The following is an 18039-nucleotide window of genomic DNA, read 5'->3' as shown; positions in this document are numbered from 1 at the left end:
GGGGCGATCAAGTTCCGGGTAACCCGCCGGCGGCGGCCTAAACCCGAGGCTGATGAGGGCCGCGCACACCGTGCGGCGAGCCACTGTGCCCGGTACAACGACGGAACCGCCGCAATGATTCCCATCCGCCCTGCGCCAGCGACTTATCGTCCGTGTATTGAAAATTGCATACGTGGTGGCAACACCGCACGGCCTTGACTGCCTGGCATGAGCGAACCAGCACCAGCCGCGGGCCTGCCGAGGGTGGGGATCACGGTCTACGGCTGCGGACGCGACGAAGCCGCCCTGTTCCGGAAGGTGGCGCCTCACTTCGGGGTGGTGCCGACCATCACCGACGAGGTGGTTTCCGAGGCGAACGCCGGACTGGCGTCGGGGAATCGGTGTGTCAGCGTCGGCCACAAGAGCCGGATTTCGAACGCCGCGCTGCGCGCGCTCAGCCAGGTCGGCGTGGCCTACCTCTCCACCAGGAGCATCGGGTTCAACCACCTCGACGTGGACTACGCGAACAGCGTCGGCATCACCGTCGGCAACGTTTCCTACTCGCCCGACAGCGTGGCCGACTACACGCTGATGTTGATGCTGATGGCGATCCGGGGCGCGAAGTCCACCATCTGCCGCGCGGAAGCCCACGACTACCGGCTCAACGAGGTGCGCGGGAAAGAACTGCGCGACCTCGTCGTCGGGGTGGTCGGCACGGGACGCATCGGCGCCGCCGTGATCGACCGGCTGCGTGGCTTCGGCTGCCAGACACTGGCCCACGACGACCGCCCGCAGACCTCCGCCGACTACGTTCCCCTCGACGACCTCCTGGTGCAGAGCGACATCGTCACCCTCCACGTGCCGCTCACCACGGCCACGCACCACCTGCTGAACCGCGAGCGCATCGAGCGGATGAAGCTCGGCTCGTTCATCGTCAACACCGCGCGCGGCCCCCTCATCGACACCGAGGCACTGGTCGACGCACTGGAAAGCGGCCACCTGGGCGGCGCCGCGCTGGACGTACTCGAAGGCGAAGAAGGCGTATTCTACGCCGACCGCCGGGAAAAGCCCATCGACAGCAAGCTGCTGCTGCGGCTGCAGGAAATGCCGAACGTGATCATCACTCCGCACACGGCCTACTACACGGACCACGCCCTGCGTGACACCGTCGAGAACGGCCTGCTCAACTGCCTGGAATTCGAAAGCGGGAATCAGCATGGCTAGGCTTCAAGTCGGAATCCTCTTCGGCGGCGCTTCCGAGGAGCACCCCGTTTCCGTCAAATCCGCGCGGGAGGTGGCGAAACACCTCGACCTCGGCAAATACGAACCGTACTGGATCGGGATCACCAGGAGCGGCGCCTGGAAGCTTTGCGAGGGCCCGAGCGCGGACTGGGAGAACGGCGACACCCAGCCGGTCGTGCTGTCGCCGGACAGCGGTTTCCGCGGGCTGCTCGTGCTGGACCACGGCAAGTACGAGGCGATCGGCGTCGATCTCGTGCTGCCGGTGCTGCACGGCAAGCTCGGTGAGGACGGCGCGATCCAGGGGCTGCTGGAACTGTCCGGCATTCCCTACGCGGGTTGTGACGTGCCGAGTTCGGCTGTCTGCATGGACAAATCGCTGGCTTACGTGGTGGCCCGCGACGCGGGGATTCCCACGCCGAAGTTCTGGATCGTCACACCGGGGCAGGCCATTGATCCCGGCGAACTCAATTACCCGGTTTTTGTGAAACCGGCCCGTTCGGGTTCGTCCTTCGGGGTCACCAAGGTGGCCAGCCCCGAAGAACTGTCGAGCGCGGTGAAAACCGCGCGTGAATTCGATTCGAAGGTGCTGATCGAAGCGGCGGTCGAGGGCAGCGAGGTCGGTTGCGCCATCCTGGGTTACGGCCCGGACCTGACCGCGGGCGAAGTGGACCAGATCACCCTGTCCCACGGATTCTTCCAGATCCACCAGGAGAGCAATCCCGAAAGCGGCTCGGAGAACTCGACGATCGTGGTGCCCGCGGACATTCCGGCCGAGACCCGCGCCCGCGTCCAGGAAACCGCGAAGGCCATCTACCGCGCGCTCGGCTGTGGTGGGCTGGCGCGGGTGGACATGTTCCTCACCGAAGCGGGCGAGGTGATCCTCAACGAGGTCAACACCCTGCCCGGCTTGACCTCCTACAGCCGCTATCCGCGAATGATGGCCGCCGCCGGCCTGCCGATGGCCGCGCTGCTCGACCGGATCGTTTCGCTGACCCTGGCGGGAAACCGGTGATGAACCCCGATTTTGTGTTCGTGGACGAACTCGTCCCCGGAATTCGCTGGGACGCCAAGTACGCCACCTGGGACAACTTCACCGGAAAGCCGGTGGACGGCTACGACGCCAATCGCATCGTCGGCACCAGGGAACTGTGCGCGGCACTGGAAAAGGTGCGGGAAAGCGCCGCCGCGCTCGGGTTCGGCCTGCTGCTCTGGGACGGCTACCGCCCGCAGCGCGCGGTGGACAGCTTCCTGCGGTGGTCGAAGGAACCCGAGGACGGCCGGACCAAGCAGCGGCACTACCCCAACATCGACCGGTCCAGCATGTTCGAGCGCGGATATGTGGCCGCGAAGTCCGGCCACAGCCGGGGCAGCACGGTCGACCTGACCCTGTTCCACCTGGCCACCGGCGAACTCGTGGCGATGGGCGGTGACCACGACCTGATGGACCCGATCTCCCACCACCACGCGGACGGGGTCACGCTCACCGAAGCGAGGAACCGGCGGCAGCTGCGCACCCTCATGGAGGAAGCCGGTTTTGCCGGGTACGACACCGAATGGTGGCACTACACGCTGCGGCACGAGCCGTATCCGGACACCTATTTCGACTTCCCCATCAGCAGCGTGGAAACCCTGCTCGTCCATGGTTGAGATCCGTCCGGCACGGGCCGACGACGGCCCGCGGCTCACCGGGCTGCTGGCCCAGCTCGGCTATCCGAGCGAACTCGACGTGGTGACCAGCAGGCTGGCGCTCGTGCTGAACTCGGCCGCGCACGGCGTGCTGGTCGCGGCGGGCTCCCGCATCGACGGCTGCATCACCGTCGAACGGCGGCTGGCGCTGCTGGAGGACGAACGCGTGGAGATCACCGGCCTGGTGGTCGATTCGGCGAGCCGCCGGGTCGGCCTCGGCCGCGCGCTGGTGCGGGCGGCCGAGCAGTGGGCGGTGCGGCACGGCGTGCACACCATGGTGGTGCGCTCGAACGTCGTGCGGCCCGAAGCCCATCCGTTCTACGAAGACATCGGCTTCCGTCGGAAGGCGACTTCGCACGTGTACGGCAAGGAGGTCTAGCGCGTGTCGGCACCACGCGTGGTGGTCGCCGGTGGGCATTCGGCCGGGCACATCGAGCCGGCGATGAACTTCGCCGACGCGGTGCGCCGGCTGGAGCCCACGGCCGAGATCACCGCACTCGGCACCGTTCGCGGCCTGGACACCACGCTCGTCCCGGCCCGCGGTTACCCGCTCGAACTCATTCCGCCGGTGCCGCTGCCGCGCGAGCTGAACCGCGCGCTGCTCCGGACGCCGGTCCGGCTGCGCGAGTCGGTGCGCGCGGCCGGGGCGGTGCTCGACCGCGTGCGGGCCGACGTGGTGGTGGGTTTCGGCGGTTACGTGGCCGGGCCCGCCTATCTCGCCGCCCGGCGCCGGGGTGTGCCGATCGTCGTGCACGAGGCGAATGCCCTGCCCGGCGTGGCCAACCGGATGGCGGCCAGGATGACCCGGCACGTGTTCACCGCCGGTGCCAGGCTGCCGCACGCCACCGCCATCGGCATTCCGCTGCGCCGGGCGATCACCGGGCTCGACCGGGCCGGGCTGCGTGATGAAGCCCGGCGGCGGTTCGGCCTGCGGCCCGAGGGACCGGTGCTGCTGGTCACCGGCGGTTCGCAGGGCGCGCGGACGATCAACACCGCGGTCTCCGGCGCGGCCGCGGCGTTGCGGGCGGCCGGTGTGCAGGTCCTGCACATCACCGGGCCGCAGCACCAGGTCGAGGTGCCGGACGGCGACCCGCCCTACGTGGTGGTGTCCTATGTGGACGAGATGCGGTACGCCTACGCCGCGGCCGACTTCGTGGTGTGCCGCTCGGGTGCGATGACCTGCGCCGAACTGGCCGCGGTCGGGCTACCGGCCGCCTATGTTCCGCTGCCGGCGCGCGGCGGGGAGCAGCGGTTGAACGCCGAGCCGGTCGTCGCGGCCGGTGGGGCGTTCCTCGTCGACGACGCCGACTTCGACTCGACGTGGGTCGAGGCGAGGATCATCCCGGTGCTCACCGATCACGAGCGGCTCGCGGCCATGTCGGCCAAGGCGACGGCGGCTGGTGCGCCCGACGCGGACGTGGTCCTCGCCCGGCACGTGCTCACGCTGGTACGGCGGGCAGTCGCACCGTGACGCGCAACCCGCCCTCCGCGCGCGGAGTGAGGGTGAGGACTCCGTCGTGGGCGCGCGCGATGCTCTTGACGATGGCCAGGCCCAAGCCGACCCCGGCGTGATCGGTGCGCACGCGCCGGGAACCGCGCTGGAACGGTTCGGTGAGCGTCGAGATCAGCTGCGGGGTGAGCTTCTCACCGGTGTTCTCGACGGTGAGCACCACGGACTGGGGACGGACGCTGGTGGTGACCCAGACGCTGCCGTTTTCCGGCAGGTTGTGGGCGATGGCGTTGTGCACCAGGTTCGTGGTCATCTGCTGCAGCAGCGCGGGCGACCCGGCGGTGGACGCCTTGTCACCGGAGGTCTCGAGCGTGACGCCGCGCTTTTCGGCGAGGGGGAGCAGCGTTTCGGCGGCTTCTTCGGCGATCAGCGACAGGTCGACGTGCTCCTTGGTGAACGACCGCTGATCCGCGCGGGTGAGCAGGAGCAGCGCCTCGGTCAGCTCGATCGCCCTGGCGTTGACGGTGTGCAGGCGCTCGACCAGTTCGCCGGTGTCGCGGCTGGTGTCGTTGCGGGCCACGTCGAGCAGGGTCTGCGTGACCGCCAGCGGGGTGCGCAGCTCGTGGGAGGCGTTGGCGGCGAACCGCTGCTGCTCGGCGACCTGCGCTTCGAGCCGCGCGAGCATGGTGTCGAAGGCGTCGGCGAGTTCGCGGAACTCGTCCCGGCGGCCGTCCATTTCGATCCGGTGGGACAGCGAGCCCTTCTCCGCGCGCCGGGTGGCTTCGGTGATGCGGGCCAGCGGGGCGAGCATGCGCCCGGCCAGTATCCAGCCGCCGACCAGGCCGAACAGCAGCAGGAACCCGGCGGCGAGCGCGGCCTTCGGCGCGAACGCGCGCCAGAGGTCGTACCGGCCGGGATTGCTGGGCACCATCCGGCCGGGCATCCGGAAGGTGGTTTCGGGGACGTACCGCAGCAGGAACAACCACACCACCACGAGCAGCAGGGCACCGGCGACCATGAGGAACCCGGCGTAGCTGAGGGTGAGCTTGAAGCGGACGCTCAGCCCGGGGGGCCTATCCACGGCCGGACCCGTCACCGTCGGTGTCGATGCGGTAGCCGACACCGGGCACGGTGGCGATCAGCCAGGGTTCGCCGAGGCGCTTGCGCAGTGCCGAGACGGTGATGCGGACGGCGTTGGTGAAGGGGTCGGCGTTCTCGTCCCACGCCCGCTCCAGCAGCTCTTCGGCGCTGACCACCCCGCCGTCGGCGGCGACGAGCACTTCGAGCACGGCGAACTGCTTCCTGGTGAGCGCGACGTACCGTCCGTCGCGGTAGACCTCGCGGCGGAACGGGTCCAGGCGCAGCCCGGCGACCTCGCGCACGGGCGGCCGGTGGTGGGCGCGCCGCCGGTCGAGCGCTCGCAGCCGCAGCACGAGTTCCCGCAGGTCGAAGGGCTTGGTCAGGTAGTCGTCGGCACCGAGACCGAAGCCGGAGGCCTTGTCGTCGAGCCGGTCGGCCGCGGTGAGCATGAGGATCGGCATGCCGGTGCCGGAGGCGACGATGTGCTCGGCGATCTCGTCCCCGGACGGGCCGGGGATGTCGCGGTCGAGCACGGCGATGTCGTAGGAGTTCACGCCCAGCAACTCGAGCGCGGTGTCGCCGTCACCGGCGATGTCGGCGGCGATCGCCTCCAGCCGCAGGCCGTCGCGAACGGCTTCCGCCAGATAGGGCTCGTCTTCGACGATCAGCACACGCACGCTTTCGATCCTACGGGCGACGGCATATCGGCGGCATATCAAAATCCGGATACGCCCTGGTAATGGCCCGCTGTCTTCACTGGGCTCATGACCCTCCACGAACCAGTGCGAACAATGCTCCGGCGGATCCGCCGTGGTGGTGTGCTCGGGGTGGCCGACGGCGCCGTTCCGCGCGGCACGACCGTGTTCGACGACACAATTCCGGGCGTGGCGAATCTCGACCCGGCCTTCCTCGCCGCCCTGCGCAGGGCCGCGGCGGACGCCGCGCTCGACGGCGTCGAGTTCCACGTCAACAGCGGCTGGCGGTCGCCGGAATACCAGGAAAAGCTGCTGCGTGACGCCGTTTTCAAATACGGGTCGGAAAAGGAAGCGGCCCGGTGGGTGGCCACCCCCGAAACCTCTCCGCACGTGTCGGGGAACGCGATCGACATCGGGCCCGCCGAAGCGAAGGCGTGGTTGTCCGAGCACGGCGCCGAATACGGGCTCTGCCAGATTTACCGCAACGAACCGTGGCACTACGAACTGCGCCCGGAAGCGGTCGAGCACGGCTGCCCGCCGATGTACCCGGACCCCTCGCACGACCCGCGGCTGCGGCGGCACGACTGCGCGTAAAGATCAACGGTGCGTTGGGCTGCGGACACCTGGCGGTCACCTCGCCGCGATTGGGTCCCTGCCATGCGCAGAACCGCACTCGTGTTCCTGGCGGCCATTGCCGCACTGGTCCTCGCCTCGCCCGTGTCGGCGGCCCCCGGCCGTCCCGGCGGGCTCGTCGCGCTCACCGAGCAGGCGTCCCGGCGGATCCTCGTGCTGCCCGCCGACCAGGAGGCCTGGCGCACCAGGGCGTACACCTGGTCGTGGGCGCCGGCCGCGGCCAACGGCCTCGGTGACCTCGCCGCCGCGTTCGTCTCACCGGACGAGGCGAAGCTGACCGAGCGAGCCGGGCAGCAGTACCTGATGACCACCGCGTCGGGCGGTTTCGCCGGGGTGATCCCGTATCCGCAGGGCACCGGCGCCTACTGGGCCGCCAACGTCGGCGGCCCGAGCAATCCGCACAGCATCGAGCTGCTGCCCGACGGCAACGTCGCGGTGGCCGCGAGCACCGGCGGCTGGCTGCGCGTCTACACCGCTTCGCAGGGCGCCCGCTCCACCACCTACGCCGAATATCCGCTGGTCGGCGGGCACGGCGTGGTCTGGGACCACGAGCGGCAGGTGTTGTGGGCGCTGGGCACGCACGAGCTGGTCGCGCTGCGCGTCGGCGGCACGCCCGCCGCGCCGGTGCTCACCGCCGAGCAGGTCTTCCACCTGCCCAGCGAAGGCGGTCACGATCTGCAGCCCGTGCCCGGCTCCGGCGACCAGCTGTGGGTGACCACCGAGACGGAGGTGCTGCGCTTCAGCAAGTCCCGCGGCACCTTCTCGACGCGTTACCCGGGTGCGGCCGCGATCAACGGGCACAACGTCAAGAGCGTCACCACGAACGCGCGGACCGGCCAGGTGCTCACGGCCACCCCGCAGGCGGACCACATCTGCACCTGGTGCACGGACACCGTGGACCTCGACCTGCCCCGCGGTGAGCTGACCCTGCGCGGCGCGTGGATCTACAAGGCCCGGTGGTGGCAGCCGCAGCACTGACCGCGGTTTCATCGCGATTTCATCGGCCGTCCCTAACCTGAGCCGGCGAGAGCCGGCCAGGAAGGGATCCGAGAGCGTGGCGCACGACGCGGGCAGTGTGCTGTCCGTCGACCTGGGCACGTCCAACACCGTGGCGGTGCTGCACCTGCCCGGCTGGTCACCGCGACTGGTCGAGGTGGACGGTGCTTCGGCGATGCCGTCGGCGGTGTTCGCCGCGGCGGACGGCAGGCTGGTCGCCGGGCGTGAGGCGGTCCGGCTGGCGAGGACGGCACCCGCGCGGTACGAGCCGAATCCCAAGCGCCGCATCGACGAGGGGCAGTTGCTGCTCGGTGACGCCGTGGTGCCGGTGGCGGCCGCGCTCGGCGCGGTGCTCGGCAAGGTGGCCGCCGAGGTGAGCCGCCAGCTCGGCGGAACACTGCCGGGCCAGGTCCGGCTCACCCATCCCGCCAAGTGGGGCGCGGTGCGCTGCGAGGTGCTGCTGGAGGCCGCGCGGCTGGCCGGGTTCCACACCGACGTCCGGCTGATCCCCGAGCCGGTGGCGGCGGCCGCGCACTTCGTGTCGGCGACCGGCCGGGTGCTGGCGCCGGGCCAGGCGCTGGCGGTCTACGACCTGGGCGCGGGCACCTTCGACGTGGCGGTGGTCGGCGCGGGACCGCAGGGGCTGAGCGTGCTGGCCGAGTCCGGGCTGCCCGACGTCGGCGGGCTGGACATCGACCAGGCGCTGCTCGACCACCTCGGCGGTCAGGTCGCCGGGCGGGACGAGGCGGCGTGGCAGCGGCTGCTCACCCCGCGCTCGGCCGAGGACCGGCGTGCCGCGCTCGTGTTGCGCGAGGACGTCCGGGTGGCCAAGGAGGTGCTGTCCGAGCACCCGCAGACCGAGGTGGCGTTGCCGGAGCCGTTCGGATCCGAGCTGGTCACGCGGGCCGAGCTGGAGTCGCTGATCCGGCCGGGCCTGCGGCGCACCGTCGAGCTGCTGGGCACGACCACCCGCGGTGCCGGGGCGGAGGTCGGCTGGCTGACGGCGGTGTACCTGGTCGGCGGATCGAGCCGGATCCCGCTGGTGGCCACGCTGATGGCCGAGGAACTGGGCATCGTGCCGACCGCGCTCGACCAACCGGAGACCGCCGTCGCGCTCGGCGCGCACCAGGTGGGCCTCGCCGCGCTCGCCCCGGTCACCCAGCCGGTCGAGCAGGCCGCGCCACCGCGGGTGGTGCCGTATCCGCCCGTCCAGCCTGTTCAACCGGTCCAGCCAGGTAAAGGCACCTTCCGGCGCCGGATCGCCGTCCTCAGTGCACTGTCCATTGTGGTGATAGCGGCGGTGGTCGCAGTGCTCGTGCTGAAGCCGTGGCAGGCCACCTCCACGGCGTTACCCTCGTCCACTGTGGAGGGTCCCAACGGCAAGGGTGGTTTCCACTGGTCGCTGACCAGTGAGGAGGCGGGCTTCTCCGAGGGCCTGTGGGCCACCCCCGAGCACGTGGTGTTCGGGCACTGGAAGGGCCTGACCGCCTACGACGTCAAGTCCGGCAAGGAACTCTGGTCCTGGCAAGTGCCGGAGGGCAACTACCTGTGCAACATGAGCCAGACCGTCGCGGGGCTGATCGGCGCGTTCACCTACGGGCCGAAGGGCGTGCAGGGCGAGGAGCAGTGCCGCAACCTCCAGACCATCTCGGTGCGCACGGGTGAACTCAACTGGGCGAAGCCGGTTTCACTGGCGGCGGAGGGGTACGGCGGCTGGCTGGGCAAGCTCGGTGGCGCGTCACTGTCCATCAGCGACACCGTGGTCACCGCGGCCTACGCGGGCCCCAAGTCCCAGGCCGAGCACAGCACGGACCTGATCTGGGTGGACACCGAGACCGGCGAGCGCCTGGGGCAGACCGACGCCGGTACCGAGCCCGTGTACCTCGGCTGCCGCCTGACCGGCCACGCGCAGGCGCAACGGGACAGCGTGGTCGCCATCGCCATGTGCACCGACAGCGCGCCGAAGCTGCTCACCTGGCGGAAGAACGGCGGCGGCTGGGGCTTGAGCGAGACGCTGGACGGCTGCGGTGAGATCTCCAACCTCACCAGCAGCGCGTTCATGCACCCCGGCCGCGACGGCCAGCTGCTGATCGGGTGCTTCACGGCGTCGACCCTGCAACGCGTCTACCACGTTGTCTCCGACGGCCTCTCGGCCACTTCGATCGACCTCAACGGGAAGGCCGTCTCGGCGATCGGGGACGGCGAGAGCACCGGGCGCCCGCCCGAGAACGTGCTGCTGGACAACCGCGACGTCTACCTCCCGAGGGGCGACCGCGACACCAGCAACGGCGTGGTGGTGACCACCACCGGGCGGTCATGGGAGTACACCGTGCGCGACGCCACCGACGTGCGGTTGATGGCCGCCCACAATGAGGCCGTGACGTTGCTGGTGGTCCAGCCGGGCCCGGCCGCGCTCTACACCGTGACGGGGCCGAACCAGGTGCGGGAGGCGCCCAAGCTGCCGTCGGAAGTGGCCGACAAGCTGCCCGGCGCGAAGCAGACGGTGCGGGTCGGCGACCACCTGGTCTGCGCGTTCAGCGGTCTCGAACCTGGCTCCCCGGTCATCGGGGTGGTTCCGCTGGCGGGGTGACCTCGGTGACGTTTTCGAGCAGGGCGTGGAGGCGTTGCAGAACGCGTATCTGCGCCGGGTTGTAGAGTTCCGCCACCGCGTGGGCCATGGTGTTCTTGGCCAGTTCCACCCCCTGCGGTGAATCCGCCATCGGATCCTTCGACCACGGGTGCTTCTCCTGGATTTCCAGGACCGCGGGCACCATCCGCTCGGCGAGTCGCTCGATCGTGTCGTCGTCGGCGTCCGCGGGCAGGGCCTCGAACTCGTCGTCGGTCTCGTCGGGGGTGGCGAGCATCTGCCGGAACTCCCGCATGCCGTGCTCGCTGAAGATGGTCGAGTAGACCAGGAGCAAGGACTCCTGCGTGGCGGAGAGCTTGCGGGACAGGGGCGCGAAGCCGGACGGTACGTGCATCGGCGCGCGGTGACGCAGGATGACGGCCAGCTCCGCGCGCACCCGGTTGAGCCGCTCGACCGTCGCCGCCAGCTCGGCGTCGAGCACGCGGATCGCCTCGTCCGGGTCGTCGTCGGCCCGGCCCATCGCGGCGATCTGCGCAAGCGGCAGGCCCAGCTCGCTCAGCCGCTTGATCTGCATCAGCCGGACCAGGTGCGCGACCTTGTACTGCTTGTACCCGTTCGCGGCCCGCTCCGGCACGTCCAGCAGGCCGATCTCGTGGTAGTGCCGGATGGCCTTCACCGTCGAGCCCGCGAGATCGGCGAGTTGCCGGGTGCTCCACGGCATGCGCCACCTCCCTTGTCCGCGACCCACTCCACACCCTGCCCCAGGGGCACGGTCAAGCGCTTGACCGTGCCCCTGGGGCACGCCCTGTACTGCGTCCGGACGAGGGGAGAACCATGGTCAAGCAGTTCAAGCGGCGGTGGCAACTCGGCCGGGTCCGGCCGGGTGACGGGAGCGCGCTCGCCGAATACCGCCTGTGGCAGCTGTTCGCGCGTTCGCTGTTCTTCATCCAGCTCCCGGACCCGGTGGGGGACAGCCACGCCTTCGCGGTCGACGTCCGCTACGTCGCCGACGCGAAAACCAGGAGCCAGCACGAGAACGGCGTCGGGAAGAGTCCCGTCGCGTTGTACCGCGACGGTGTCCAGGTCTACCGCGCGAACCTGCCGGCGACCTTTCCGGTGCCCGGCGGCGTCATCGAGGTGGCCACCAGTGCGTTCGGGCTGAAGCGCATGCACTTCGTTTCCGACGACGGCCGCGAACACGCACTGCACCCGCACCGTCGCTCGCAGGAAGGGCTGCGCGCGCGGTTCGGCAGGCGGTTTCCGCGCACCAGCGCGGTCGTCGGCGTGGTGTCCGTGGTGATCCTGCTGGCGGCGCTCGCCGTCAGCCTGCTCCAGGGCGCCGAAGCGATCAGCAAGATCCCGGCGGTCGCCGCGAACTTCGGCGTGTTCACCTCGCCGATCCACCTGCCCACCTGGGCGAAGATCACCATGGGCGCGGCCGGGGCGCTCGCCGCGGTCGAACGCGCGCTGCGGCTGCGGTACAACCGGCTGATCGACGTTGTCTCCTGAGCGTTGTCGGTTCTGTCCAAGACCGCGGCACTCGCCTGTGATTAGGGTGTACGCAGTACTTGGGTAGTCGCGATCATGGGGTAGGAGCACGGTTTTGACGCGTGAACTGGTTTACACGGGATTCATGTCGCTGGACGGCGTGGTGGACTCGCCGGGCGGCAAGGCCGAGGGCCACCGCAGCGGTGGCTGGGTGATGGGCACGGAGTTCGTGCCGGAGGCGTACTCGCTCAAGGCCGAGGAACTCGAAGAGACCACGGCGCTGATGTTCGGCCGCCGCAGCTACGAGGCCTTCGCGCCGATCTGGCCTGGGTCGGAGGACCACGCCGGGTACAAGGACCTCCCGAAGTACGTGGTTTCGTCCACATTGGAGAAGGACGCGCTGGTCGACGGCTGGGGGGAGATCACCGTCCTGCGGTCGGCCGAGGACGTCGCGGAGCTGAAGCGGTCCGAAGGCGGCCCGATCTTCATCCACGGCAGCGCGGAACTCGCGCGGCGGCTGGCGGACGCCGACCTGATCGACCGCTACCACCTGCTGGTCTTCCCGGTGTTGCTGGCCGCGGGCAAGAGCGTGTTCAGCCGGGCGGACCGGGACCAGCAGAACCTGAAGCTGCGGGATTCGGCCGCCTATTCAAACGGCGTGGTCAAGCTGGTCTACGACGTCGTGCGCTGAGTCGAGGGCGAGCGCGCCGCCCTCGCCGTCGCGCAGCTGCTGGGCGGTGCGTCCGACGTACCGCCGCAGCGCGCGGGCGAGGTGCGGCTCGTCGTAGTAGCCGAACCGCCCGACGACGTCGGCCGCCGTCGCGCCCGAGGACAGCAGGACCGCGGCCGAGCGAACGCGTTCGATCTGCCGGACGGCACCCTGGGTGAGGCCGGTGGCCGTCCGGAAGCGACGCTCGAGCGTGCGCTCCGAGACGGGTGGCCGGTGACCGCGGAGGACCTCGGTGACCAGCGGATCGCGGACCACCACCCCGCTGCGGACGAGCCGGGCCACGAGCGCCTCGGCGTCGTCGGGGCCGGGCATCTCCCAGTGCGCGCCGTCGAGCCAGAACTTCCGGCCGGTCACGTCGGGCAGCACGATCCCGCCGTCGACCACGGCGGGCGTGGCGACCGCACGCAACGAGGTGCCGACGGCGAACTGGATGCCCACCCAGCTCGCGTCCTCGGGCACGGGCGCGGTCCCGGCCCGGGTTTCCGGCCCGGTGACCGCCGCGTAGGTCTGGCCCCGCTGGCGCCAGAACGCCAGCCCCCAGGTTTCGGAGGCGACCGAGGTCATCTCCGAGACCTGCTCGCTGCGGCAGGTCCACACGGTGTCGACCCACGCCGAGTCCGACGCGCGTGTCTCGAACCGCAGTCCCATGCCCGAAGTTTCACACACGTGTCGAACGGGCGTGGGCGCGTTCGTCGCCTTGGTGAGAGAACCCACCGAGACGAGGAGCGTGACCACCATGGCCGCGGAGAACGTGAGCGCCACCCTGACCATCGGCGTGCCCGCCACCAGCGTGTTCGACGTGCTGGCCGATCCGGCCGCGCACGCGGCGATCGACGGCACCGGGTGGGTGCAGGAACCCGTCGACCGGGCGCCGCTGACCGAGGTGGGACAGCTGTTCCGGATGGACATGCACCATTCGCGGCACCCCGACGGCGACTACCAGGTGGTCAACAAGGTCGCGGTGATCGACGCGCCGCGCACCATCGGCTGGCTGACCGGGTACCGCAAGGACAACGGGGAGCTGGAGTTCGGCGGCTGGATCTGGCGGTACGACCTGGCGCCCGGCCCGGACGGGACCGAGGTGACGCTCACCTACGACTGGTCGGCGACGCCGCCGTCCGTCCGCGAGCGCATCCAGTTCCCGCCGTTCGGGCCGGACCACCTGATCAACTCACTGCACCACCTGGCTGAACTCGCCGGCCGGACAGGAAGTTCGACGGCAGGTACGGCGACTCCACCTCGACGGGCAGCCCGGCCGAGCGCGCCAGCACCGCGACAGCGAGCGGCGCGAAGGCGATGAACCCCTCCGGATCGTCGGCGAGGTCCGGCGCGGCGGTCCAGTACTTCCGGTGCTGTTCCAGCGCACGCGCCAGTGACGCGTTGAACTTCGCCGAGTCGCGGCGGAGCAGGTGGTGGAACATCTCGACCGGTGGATAGGACAGCTGGGCCAGCGCGCGCGGCGGGGCGACGCGCGCGGTGTCCGGGTCCGTGCCGTCCAGCGCGGCGGCGAGCAGGGCGGGCGGGATCTCCTGGCCGGTGAGGAAGTTCCGCACGGTCCGCACCCAGGGCTGGACGTAGGTGTCGTGCACGGCGCCCGAAGCACGCAGCGTCTCCTCGTCGATCGCGCAGAGCCGCTGGACGAGTTCGTCCTCCCGGTTGACGATCGCGAGCCAGACCGCGGACAGCCAGGCACCCGCGTTCGCGTACGAGACGGGGCCGGTTGCCTTGAAGCGCAAGGGCTTCGTCACCACGGCTTCGAGTTCGCCGGAACCGGCGGCCGCGCTGAAGACGGCCGTCGCGGCTTGGGCGGCGGTCCGGAGATCCGTCCAGGTCCGTGCCTCGGCGGCGGCCGGATCCAGCACGGATCCGTACCGGGTGAGCGTCAACGCGCGGCCGAGGACGTTCTTCAGTGCGGCCGCGTCCTTTTCGACGTAGTCGACGTAGAAGCCCATCTGCGAAGCGAGCACGTCGACCTGCTTCTGGGCGAGTTCGCGGTCCGCTGGATGCCTTGGCACGGTTGTCACGCGGGCTGAGGTTACCCGGCTTCGGCGGGGGCCGAGCCGCTTTCGGCGAGCCAGTGTCGCCAGGCTTCGGTGCGGTCCAGCGGATCGGGGCCGTAGTGGTGGTCGCTGACCGCGATCGGCATGCCGAGCGGTGAGCGTTCGTGGAACCGGATGAGCGCGTCGGCGGTGCGCAGCCCGATGAAGTTGCCGGTCAGGTAGTCCACCTCGCCGGACAGTCGTGACCCGCCGGGCAGGTCGATCTCCACCGGTGCGCCGAGTTGTGGTGAGCCGAGCCGCTCGCGCAACCGGTCCCAGCCGCCAGCCGCGGGTGCTTCGGCTTCCGCGTAGGTCGCCGGTGCGCCGCGGAAGTGCCGCAGGTACTGGGCGAGGGTGAACAGGTACATGTCCCAGCCGCCGCTGGTCATGCCCTCGTACTCGTCGCTCCAGTCGTCGCCGAGGACTCCACTGTGGACGAACCGGAGCACGCTCGCGCCACCCGCCCGGGCCTCGACCAGGTACTCGAAGGCCTGCGTGGTGCCGTCTTCCGCGGCCGGGGTGCGGATGGCCAGCTCGCGCGGAGGGTCCCACCGGACGACCTGCGGGTCGTCCGGATCGATCTCCATCGGCATGAACCACGCCGCCGCACCGGGGCCGGTGGCGATGGCCGTCCAGACCTCCTCTGGCGAGGCGGGCAGCTCGATCTCCTTGGGCAGTTCGAACTCACGCGACACCCGTGGAGGGTCGCACCGAATAGTCTTCTGGTCAAGACAGCATTTATTGTCGGCAAGCGTCGAACGCTGCCCCGATGTCGGTGAAGGCGTTGGCCGCGTCCTCGAGCAGGCCGTTGTCGCCGTTGCGGAGGCCGCGTGCCCGGGTCAGCGCGGCGGCGGCCCACCGGTTGTGCGTGGCGTGCTGTTCCGCCCGGCGCAGGTAGGCGTCGGCGTCGGGACGGCCGAGGACCACGGCGATCTCGGCGGCGACGCCCGCGGCGTAACCGTCGAACCGGCCCGGCGCGAACTCACCACCCGCCTCCGCGAGCAGCGGGGACAGGTCGTCGCTCCCGTTGTGCAGCGCGACCCGTGCTCGCACGAAGGCGTCCAACGGCGCGAGGTTCGGCGAGGCGGACAACGCGGGCACCCCGGCGGCGCTGGCGGCGCGCCGCCGCCAGGTGGCCATCGCCTCGGCGTCGCCGGTGAGACCGGCGGCCAGCGCGGCGCCCAGCAGCGGAACACCGAGCGTGCTGTTGTTCTGCTGCCGGAAGGACAACGCGCCATCCCACAGCTTTTCGGCTCGTGCCAGCGCTTCGGGGAAGCGCCCGGCCAGCGCGAGCGGCGTGAGCACGCTGCCGGAACCCCAGCAGGTGTGCCGGGACAGCGTCGGATCGGTTTCGGCGCGCTCGCCGATCCGCACGGCATCCGCGATGGCGCCGGTTGCCAGCGCGTACGCCACCGCGGCGCGGAACGTGTCCACCACCTCCAGCGCGGCCTGCGGAACCGTGCGGTCGAACGTGTCGACCAACTCCAGGCGCCGCAGGGTGATCCGGTACGCGTGCCCGGGATCGCGGGCACCCGCGGCGGCGGTGCATTCGGCGTCCAGCGCGGCGCTGAGCAGCAGCGGATCACCGAACGCCGTCGCGGCGCGGACGGCGGCCTCGGCCGCGGGCCGGGTGACCGACTGCGGGGCCGGGCCGGACAGCCAGGCGCGAGCGATCGCCACCTGCGTCTCCGCCTGGGCGGAACCGGTTGCGAGGGCTTCGGCCAGCAGTGCGGTCAGCTCCTCGTGGGGGACCGGCCGCGCGACAAATCCCGCGCCGCGGAACCTCGTCGCGAGCACCACCGCGCTCGCCAGGCAGCCCGCCTTGGCCGTGGGGTGGTCGCCGGTCAGCCGGGCCGCTTCGAGCAGGAGGTCGTAGTGGTCGCGGGCGCCGCCGGTGAGCACGTGCGCGGCCGTGCCTGCCTGGTCGAGCGCGGTCGCGGCGGCGGTGGCCGTGGGGGCCAGGCGGGCCGCCGCCCGCCAGTGCTCGCTCGCTTCGGCGAGGAAACCGCGGGCGTAGGTCAGCCGGGCCAGGTCGGAGAGCAGTTCGTACGACCCGGCGGCTGCTCGCAGATCACCCGCGACCAGGTCGAAGTCGGCTCGCCAGTCGCCGTCGAGCCGCCCGACCAGGTCGTGTGCGCGTTGTGCGGCCCAGGCCAGGTAGCGCGTCGCCACGTCTTCGGCGTCCGGTGAGCCGTCGAGCTGCTCGCGGGCGAACTGGCGAACCCCGTCGGGCAGGCTCCACCCGAGGTCGGCCAGCGACTTGTCCACCAACCGGCCGAGCAGATCGGCCACCGCGCCGAGCGAAAGGCCGGGGCACAGCGCGGCGGCCGCGTTGAGGTCGAACCGGTCGGCGAACCGCGACACCCGCGTCAGCAGCAGGCGTTCCTCCTCGGTCAGCAGCCGGTAGCTCCACTCGACCACCGCACGCAGCGAGCGGTGACGCCGGTCGCCGCGTCCGGCCGAAAGCAGCCGCAGCGGATCGTCGGCGAGCCCGGCCAGCAACCCGGGCACGCCGAGCGAGGCGACCCGGGCGGCGGCCAGCTCGATCTGCAACGGCGAGCCGCTCAGCTTGCGGCACAGCTCGGCCAGCTCGGCGGGGTCGGCTTCGAACGCCGGATCGACCGCCCGCGCCCGATCGGTGAACAAGGCGACCGCTTCCTCGGCGTCACGCAGCGGTCCCAGCTGCAGCACGGTCTCACCCGGCACGCCGAGGCGTTCGCGGCTGGTCGCCAGCACGCTCAGGCGGGGATTCGCCTCCGCCAGGTCCGCGAGGAGGTCGGCGACGTCGTCCACCACGTGCTCGCAGTTGTCCAGCACGAGCAGCGCCCGGCCACGCAGCCGGTCAGCGACCACGTCCGCCAGGCGTTGCTGCGGCGCGGGCTCAACGCCGAGCGCGGCGGCGACCGTCTCGACGACGTAGCCGGGACGCGCGGGCACCAGCTTCACGAAGGCGGCACCGCCGGGGAAAGCGGACGCCGCGCGAGCGGTGACCGCGGTGGCCAAGCGGGTTTTCCCGGCACCGCCGGGGCCCAGCACGGTGGTCACCGGGGCTTCGGTCACCAGGCGGGCGGCGGTGTCCAGCTCGACGCCGCGGCCGACGAAGCTCGTCGCGGGCGCGGGCAAGCCGGGCACGGTGCCGCCGGAGGCGTAACCGGCGGCACGTTGGACCAGTTCGCGGCGATCGCGGGCGTCGAGCTTGCGCAGCAACGAGGACACGTGGCTCTCCACGGTCCGCACCGACACGAAGAGCCGCTCGGCGATCTCGGCGTTGGTCAGCCGGTCGGCCACCGCGAGCAGCACTTCGCGCTCACGCGGAGAGATCGACATGGGCACAGTCTGCCCGAACGGGTGTCCGTGCTCGATCTCCGTGGCCGGTTCCGTGGTCAGCACGGATGCCCGGGCCGCGGTGCCGGCCGCAGGATGGTGCCCATCAC

The 18039-nt window shown here is 70.9% G+C and carries 16 protein-coding genes and 1 pseudogene; 10 read left to right on the top strand and 7 right to left on the bottom strand.

The annotated features are described in order from the left end of the window. Positions 1-207 precede the first annotated feature (207 nt). The 5 genes from A4R43_RS21640 to A4R43_RS21620 are packed head-to-tail and all read left to right on the top strand — an operon-like array spanning position 208 to position 4378. Positions 208-1203: a D-isomer specific 2-hydroxyacid dehydrogenase family protein gene (locus tag A4R43_RS21640; RefSeq protein WP_113694004.1), complete on the top strand. Its 996-nt coding sequence runs from the start codon at positions 208-210 to the stop codon at positions 1201-1203. Next, positions 1196-2233: a D-alanine--(R)-lactate ligase gene (gene vanA, locus A4R43_RS21635; protein ID WP_113694003.1), complete on the top strand. Its 1038-nt coding sequence runs from the start codon at positions 1196-1198 to the stop codon at positions 2231-2233. The genes A4R43_RS21640 and vanA overlap by 8 nt, the downstream gene beginning before the upstream one ends. Continuing rightward, positions 2233-2868, top strand: a complete 636-nt coding sequence (gene vanX, locus A4R43_RS21630) for a D-Ala-D-Ala dipeptidase VanX (RefSeq protein ID WP_113694002.1) — start codon at positions 2233-2235, stop codon at positions 2866-2868. Before vanA ends, vanX begins: the two co-directional genes overlap by 1 nt. After that, positions 2861-3286 carry a GNAT family N-acetyltransferase gene (locus tag A4R43_RS21625; RefSeq protein ID WP_113694001.1) on the top strand — a complete coding sequence of 142 codons (426 nt, stop codon included), beginning with the start codon at positions 2861-2863 and terminating at the stop codon, positions 3284-3286. Before vanX ends, A4R43_RS21625 begins: the two co-directional genes overlap by 8 nt. A gap of 3 nt (positions 3287-3289) precedes the next feature. Further along, entirely contained in the window at positions 3290-4378 is a 1089-nt protein-coding gene (locus A4R43_RS21620; protein ID WP_113694000.1) for a UDP-N-acetylglucosamine--N-acetylmuramyl-(pentapeptide) pyrophosphoryl-undecaprenol N-acetylglucosamine transferase, read from the top strand. Here the strand turns inward: A4R43_RS21620 and A4R43_RS21615 are convergent. Beyond that, positions 4347-5438, bottom strand: a complete 1092-nt coding sequence (locus tag A4R43_RS21615; protein ID WP_113697786.1) for a sensor histidine kinase — start codon at positions 5436-5438, stop codon at positions 4347-4349. The two genes, A4R43_RS21620 and A4R43_RS21615, sit on opposite strands and share 32 nt — an antisense overlap. Continuing rightward, positions 5431-6114 (bottom strand): response regulator transcription factor, encoded by a 684-nt coding sequence (locus tag A4R43_RS21610; protein ID WP_113693999.1) that lies wholly within the window; start codon positions 6112-6114, stop codon positions 5431-5433. The genes A4R43_RS21615 and A4R43_RS21610 overlap by 8 nt, the downstream gene beginning before the upstream one ends. 87 nt (positions 6115-6201) lie before the next feature. Between A4R43_RS21610 and A4R43_RS21605 the strand changes: the two genes are divergently transcribed. The 3 genes and pseudogenes from A4R43_RS21605 to A4R43_RS44050 form a co-directional block, all read left to right on the top strand. Further along, complete coding sequence (locus A4R43_RS21605; protein ID WP_113693998.1) at positions 6202-6726, top strand: M15 family metallopeptidase; 525 nt, start codon at positions 6202-6204, stop codon at positions 6724-6726. A gap of 63 nt (positions 6727-6789) precedes the next feature. Continuing rightward, positions 6790-7743 (top strand): DUF6528 family protein, encoded by a 954-nt coding sequence (locus A4R43_RS21600; RefSeq protein ID WP_113693997.1) that lies wholly within the window; start codon positions 6790-6792, stop codon positions 7741-7743. Between the two features lie 76 nt (positions 7744-7819). Further along, positions 7820-8992, top strand: a pseudogene (locus A4R43_RS44050) (Hsp70 family protein); the annotation flags it as partial. Positions 8993-10322: 1330 nt separating this feature from the next. Here the strand turns inward: A4R43_RS44050 and A4R43_RS21590 are convergent. Then, positions 10323-11069 (bottom strand): MerR family transcriptional regulator, encoded by a 747-nt coding sequence (locus A4R43_RS21590; protein WP_113693996.1) that lies wholly within the window; start codon positions 11067-11069, stop codon positions 10323-10325. Between the two features lie 113 nt (positions 11070-11182). On the opposite strand from A4R43_RS21590, the gene A4R43_RS21585 reads away from it, so the two are divergent. After that, entirely contained in the window at positions 11183-11857 is a 675-nt protein-coding gene (locus A4R43_RS21585; RefSeq protein WP_113693995.1) for a hypothetical protein, read from the top strand. 124 nt (positions 11858-11981) lie between these two features. Further along, a complete protein-coding gene (locus A4R43_RS21580; RefSeq protein WP_205215518.1) occupies positions 11982-12527 on the top strand; it encodes a dihydrofolate reductase family protein in 546 nt (181 codons plus the stop codon). Here A4R43_RS21580 and A4R43_RS21575 read toward each other — a convergent pair. From A4R43_RS21575 to A4R43_RS21555, 4 genes are all read right to left on the bottom strand, one after another. Continuing rightward, the gene (locus A4R43_RS21575) at positions 12486-13214 is read right to left on the bottom strand and encodes a helix-turn-helix domain-containing protein (RefSeq protein ID WP_113693993.1); all 729 of its coding nucleotides are present in this window, start codon (positions 13212-13214) and stop codon (positions 12486-12488) included. The two genes, A4R43_RS21580 and A4R43_RS21575, sit on opposite strands and share 42 nt — an antisense overlap. A 518-nt stretch (positions 13215-13732) precedes the next feature. After that, positions 13733-14590, bottom strand: coding sequence for an immunity 49 family protein (locus A4R43_RS21565; RefSeq protein ID WP_113693992.1), 858 nt, complete (start codon positions 14588-14590; stop codon positions 13733-13735). An 11-nt stretch (positions 14591-14601) separates the two neighbouring features. Further along, entirely contained in the window at positions 14602-15300 is a 699-nt protein-coding gene (locus A4R43_RS21560; protein ID WP_113693991.1) for an SRPBCC family protein, read from the bottom strand. Positions 15301-15343: 43 nt separating this feature from the next. Further along, a complete protein-coding gene (locus A4R43_RS21555) occupies positions 15344-17932 on the bottom strand; it encodes an ATP-binding protein (protein WP_162788538.1) in 2589 nt (862 codons plus the stop codon). Positions 17933-18039 lie beyond the last annotated feature (107 nt).

The organism is Amycolatopsis albispora, from assembly GCF_003312875.1.
Classification (GTDB): domain Bacteria; phylum Actinomycetota; class Actinomycetes; order Mycobacteriales; family Pseudonocardiaceae; genus Amycolatopsis; species Amycolatopsis albispora.
Note: the sequence above shows the minus strand (reverse complement) of the source record. Positions and strands in the feature narration are given on the sequence as shown.

Bases quoted from the DNA above. Each gene is read 5' to 3' on its own strand.
- A4R43_RS21640 (WP_113694004.1), top strand. From the start codon at position 208: ATGAGCGAACCAGCACCAGCCGCGGGCCTGCCGAGGGTGGGGATCACG.
- vanA (WP_113694003.1), top strand. From the start codon at position 1,196: ATGGCTAGGCTTCAAGTCGGAATCCTCTTCGGCGGCGCTTCCGAGGAG.
- vanX (WP_113694002.1), top strand. From the start codon at position 2,233: ATGAACCCCGATTTTGTGTTCGTGGACGAACTCGTCCCCGGAATTCGC.
- A4R43_RS21625 (WP_113694001.1), top strand. From the start codon at position 2,861: ATGGTTGAGATCCGTCCGGCACGGGCCGACGACGGCCCGCGGCTCACC.
- A4R43_RS21605 (WP_113693998.1), top strand. From the start codon at position 6,202: ATGACCCTCCACGAACCAGTGCGAACAATGCTCCGGCGGATCCGCCGT.
- A4R43_RS21600 (WP_113693997.1), top strand. From the start codon at position 6,790: ATGCGCAGAACCGCACTCGTGTTCCTGGCGGCCATTGCCGCACTGGTC.
- A4R43_RS21590 (WP_113693996.1), bottom strand. From the start codon at position 11,069: ATGCCGTGGAGCACCCGGCAACTCGCCGATCTCGCGGGCTCGACGGTG.
- A4R43_RS21585 (WP_113693995.1), top strand. From the start codon at position 11,183: ATGGTCAAGCAGTTCAAGCGGCGGTGGCAACTCGGCCGGGTCCGGCCG.
- A4R43_RS21580 (WP_205215518.1), top strand. From the start codon at position 11,982: ATGTCGCTGGACGGCGTGGTGGACTCGCCGGGCGGCAAGGCCGAGGGC.
- A4R43_RS21575 (WP_113693993.1), bottom strand. From the start codon at position 13,214: ATGGGACTGCGGTTCGAGACACGCGCGTCGGACTCGGCGTGGGTCGAC.
- A4R43_RS21555 (WP_162788538.1), bottom strand. From the start codon at position 17,932: ATGTCGATCTCTCCGCGTGAGCGCGAAGTGCTGCTCGCGGTGGCCGAC.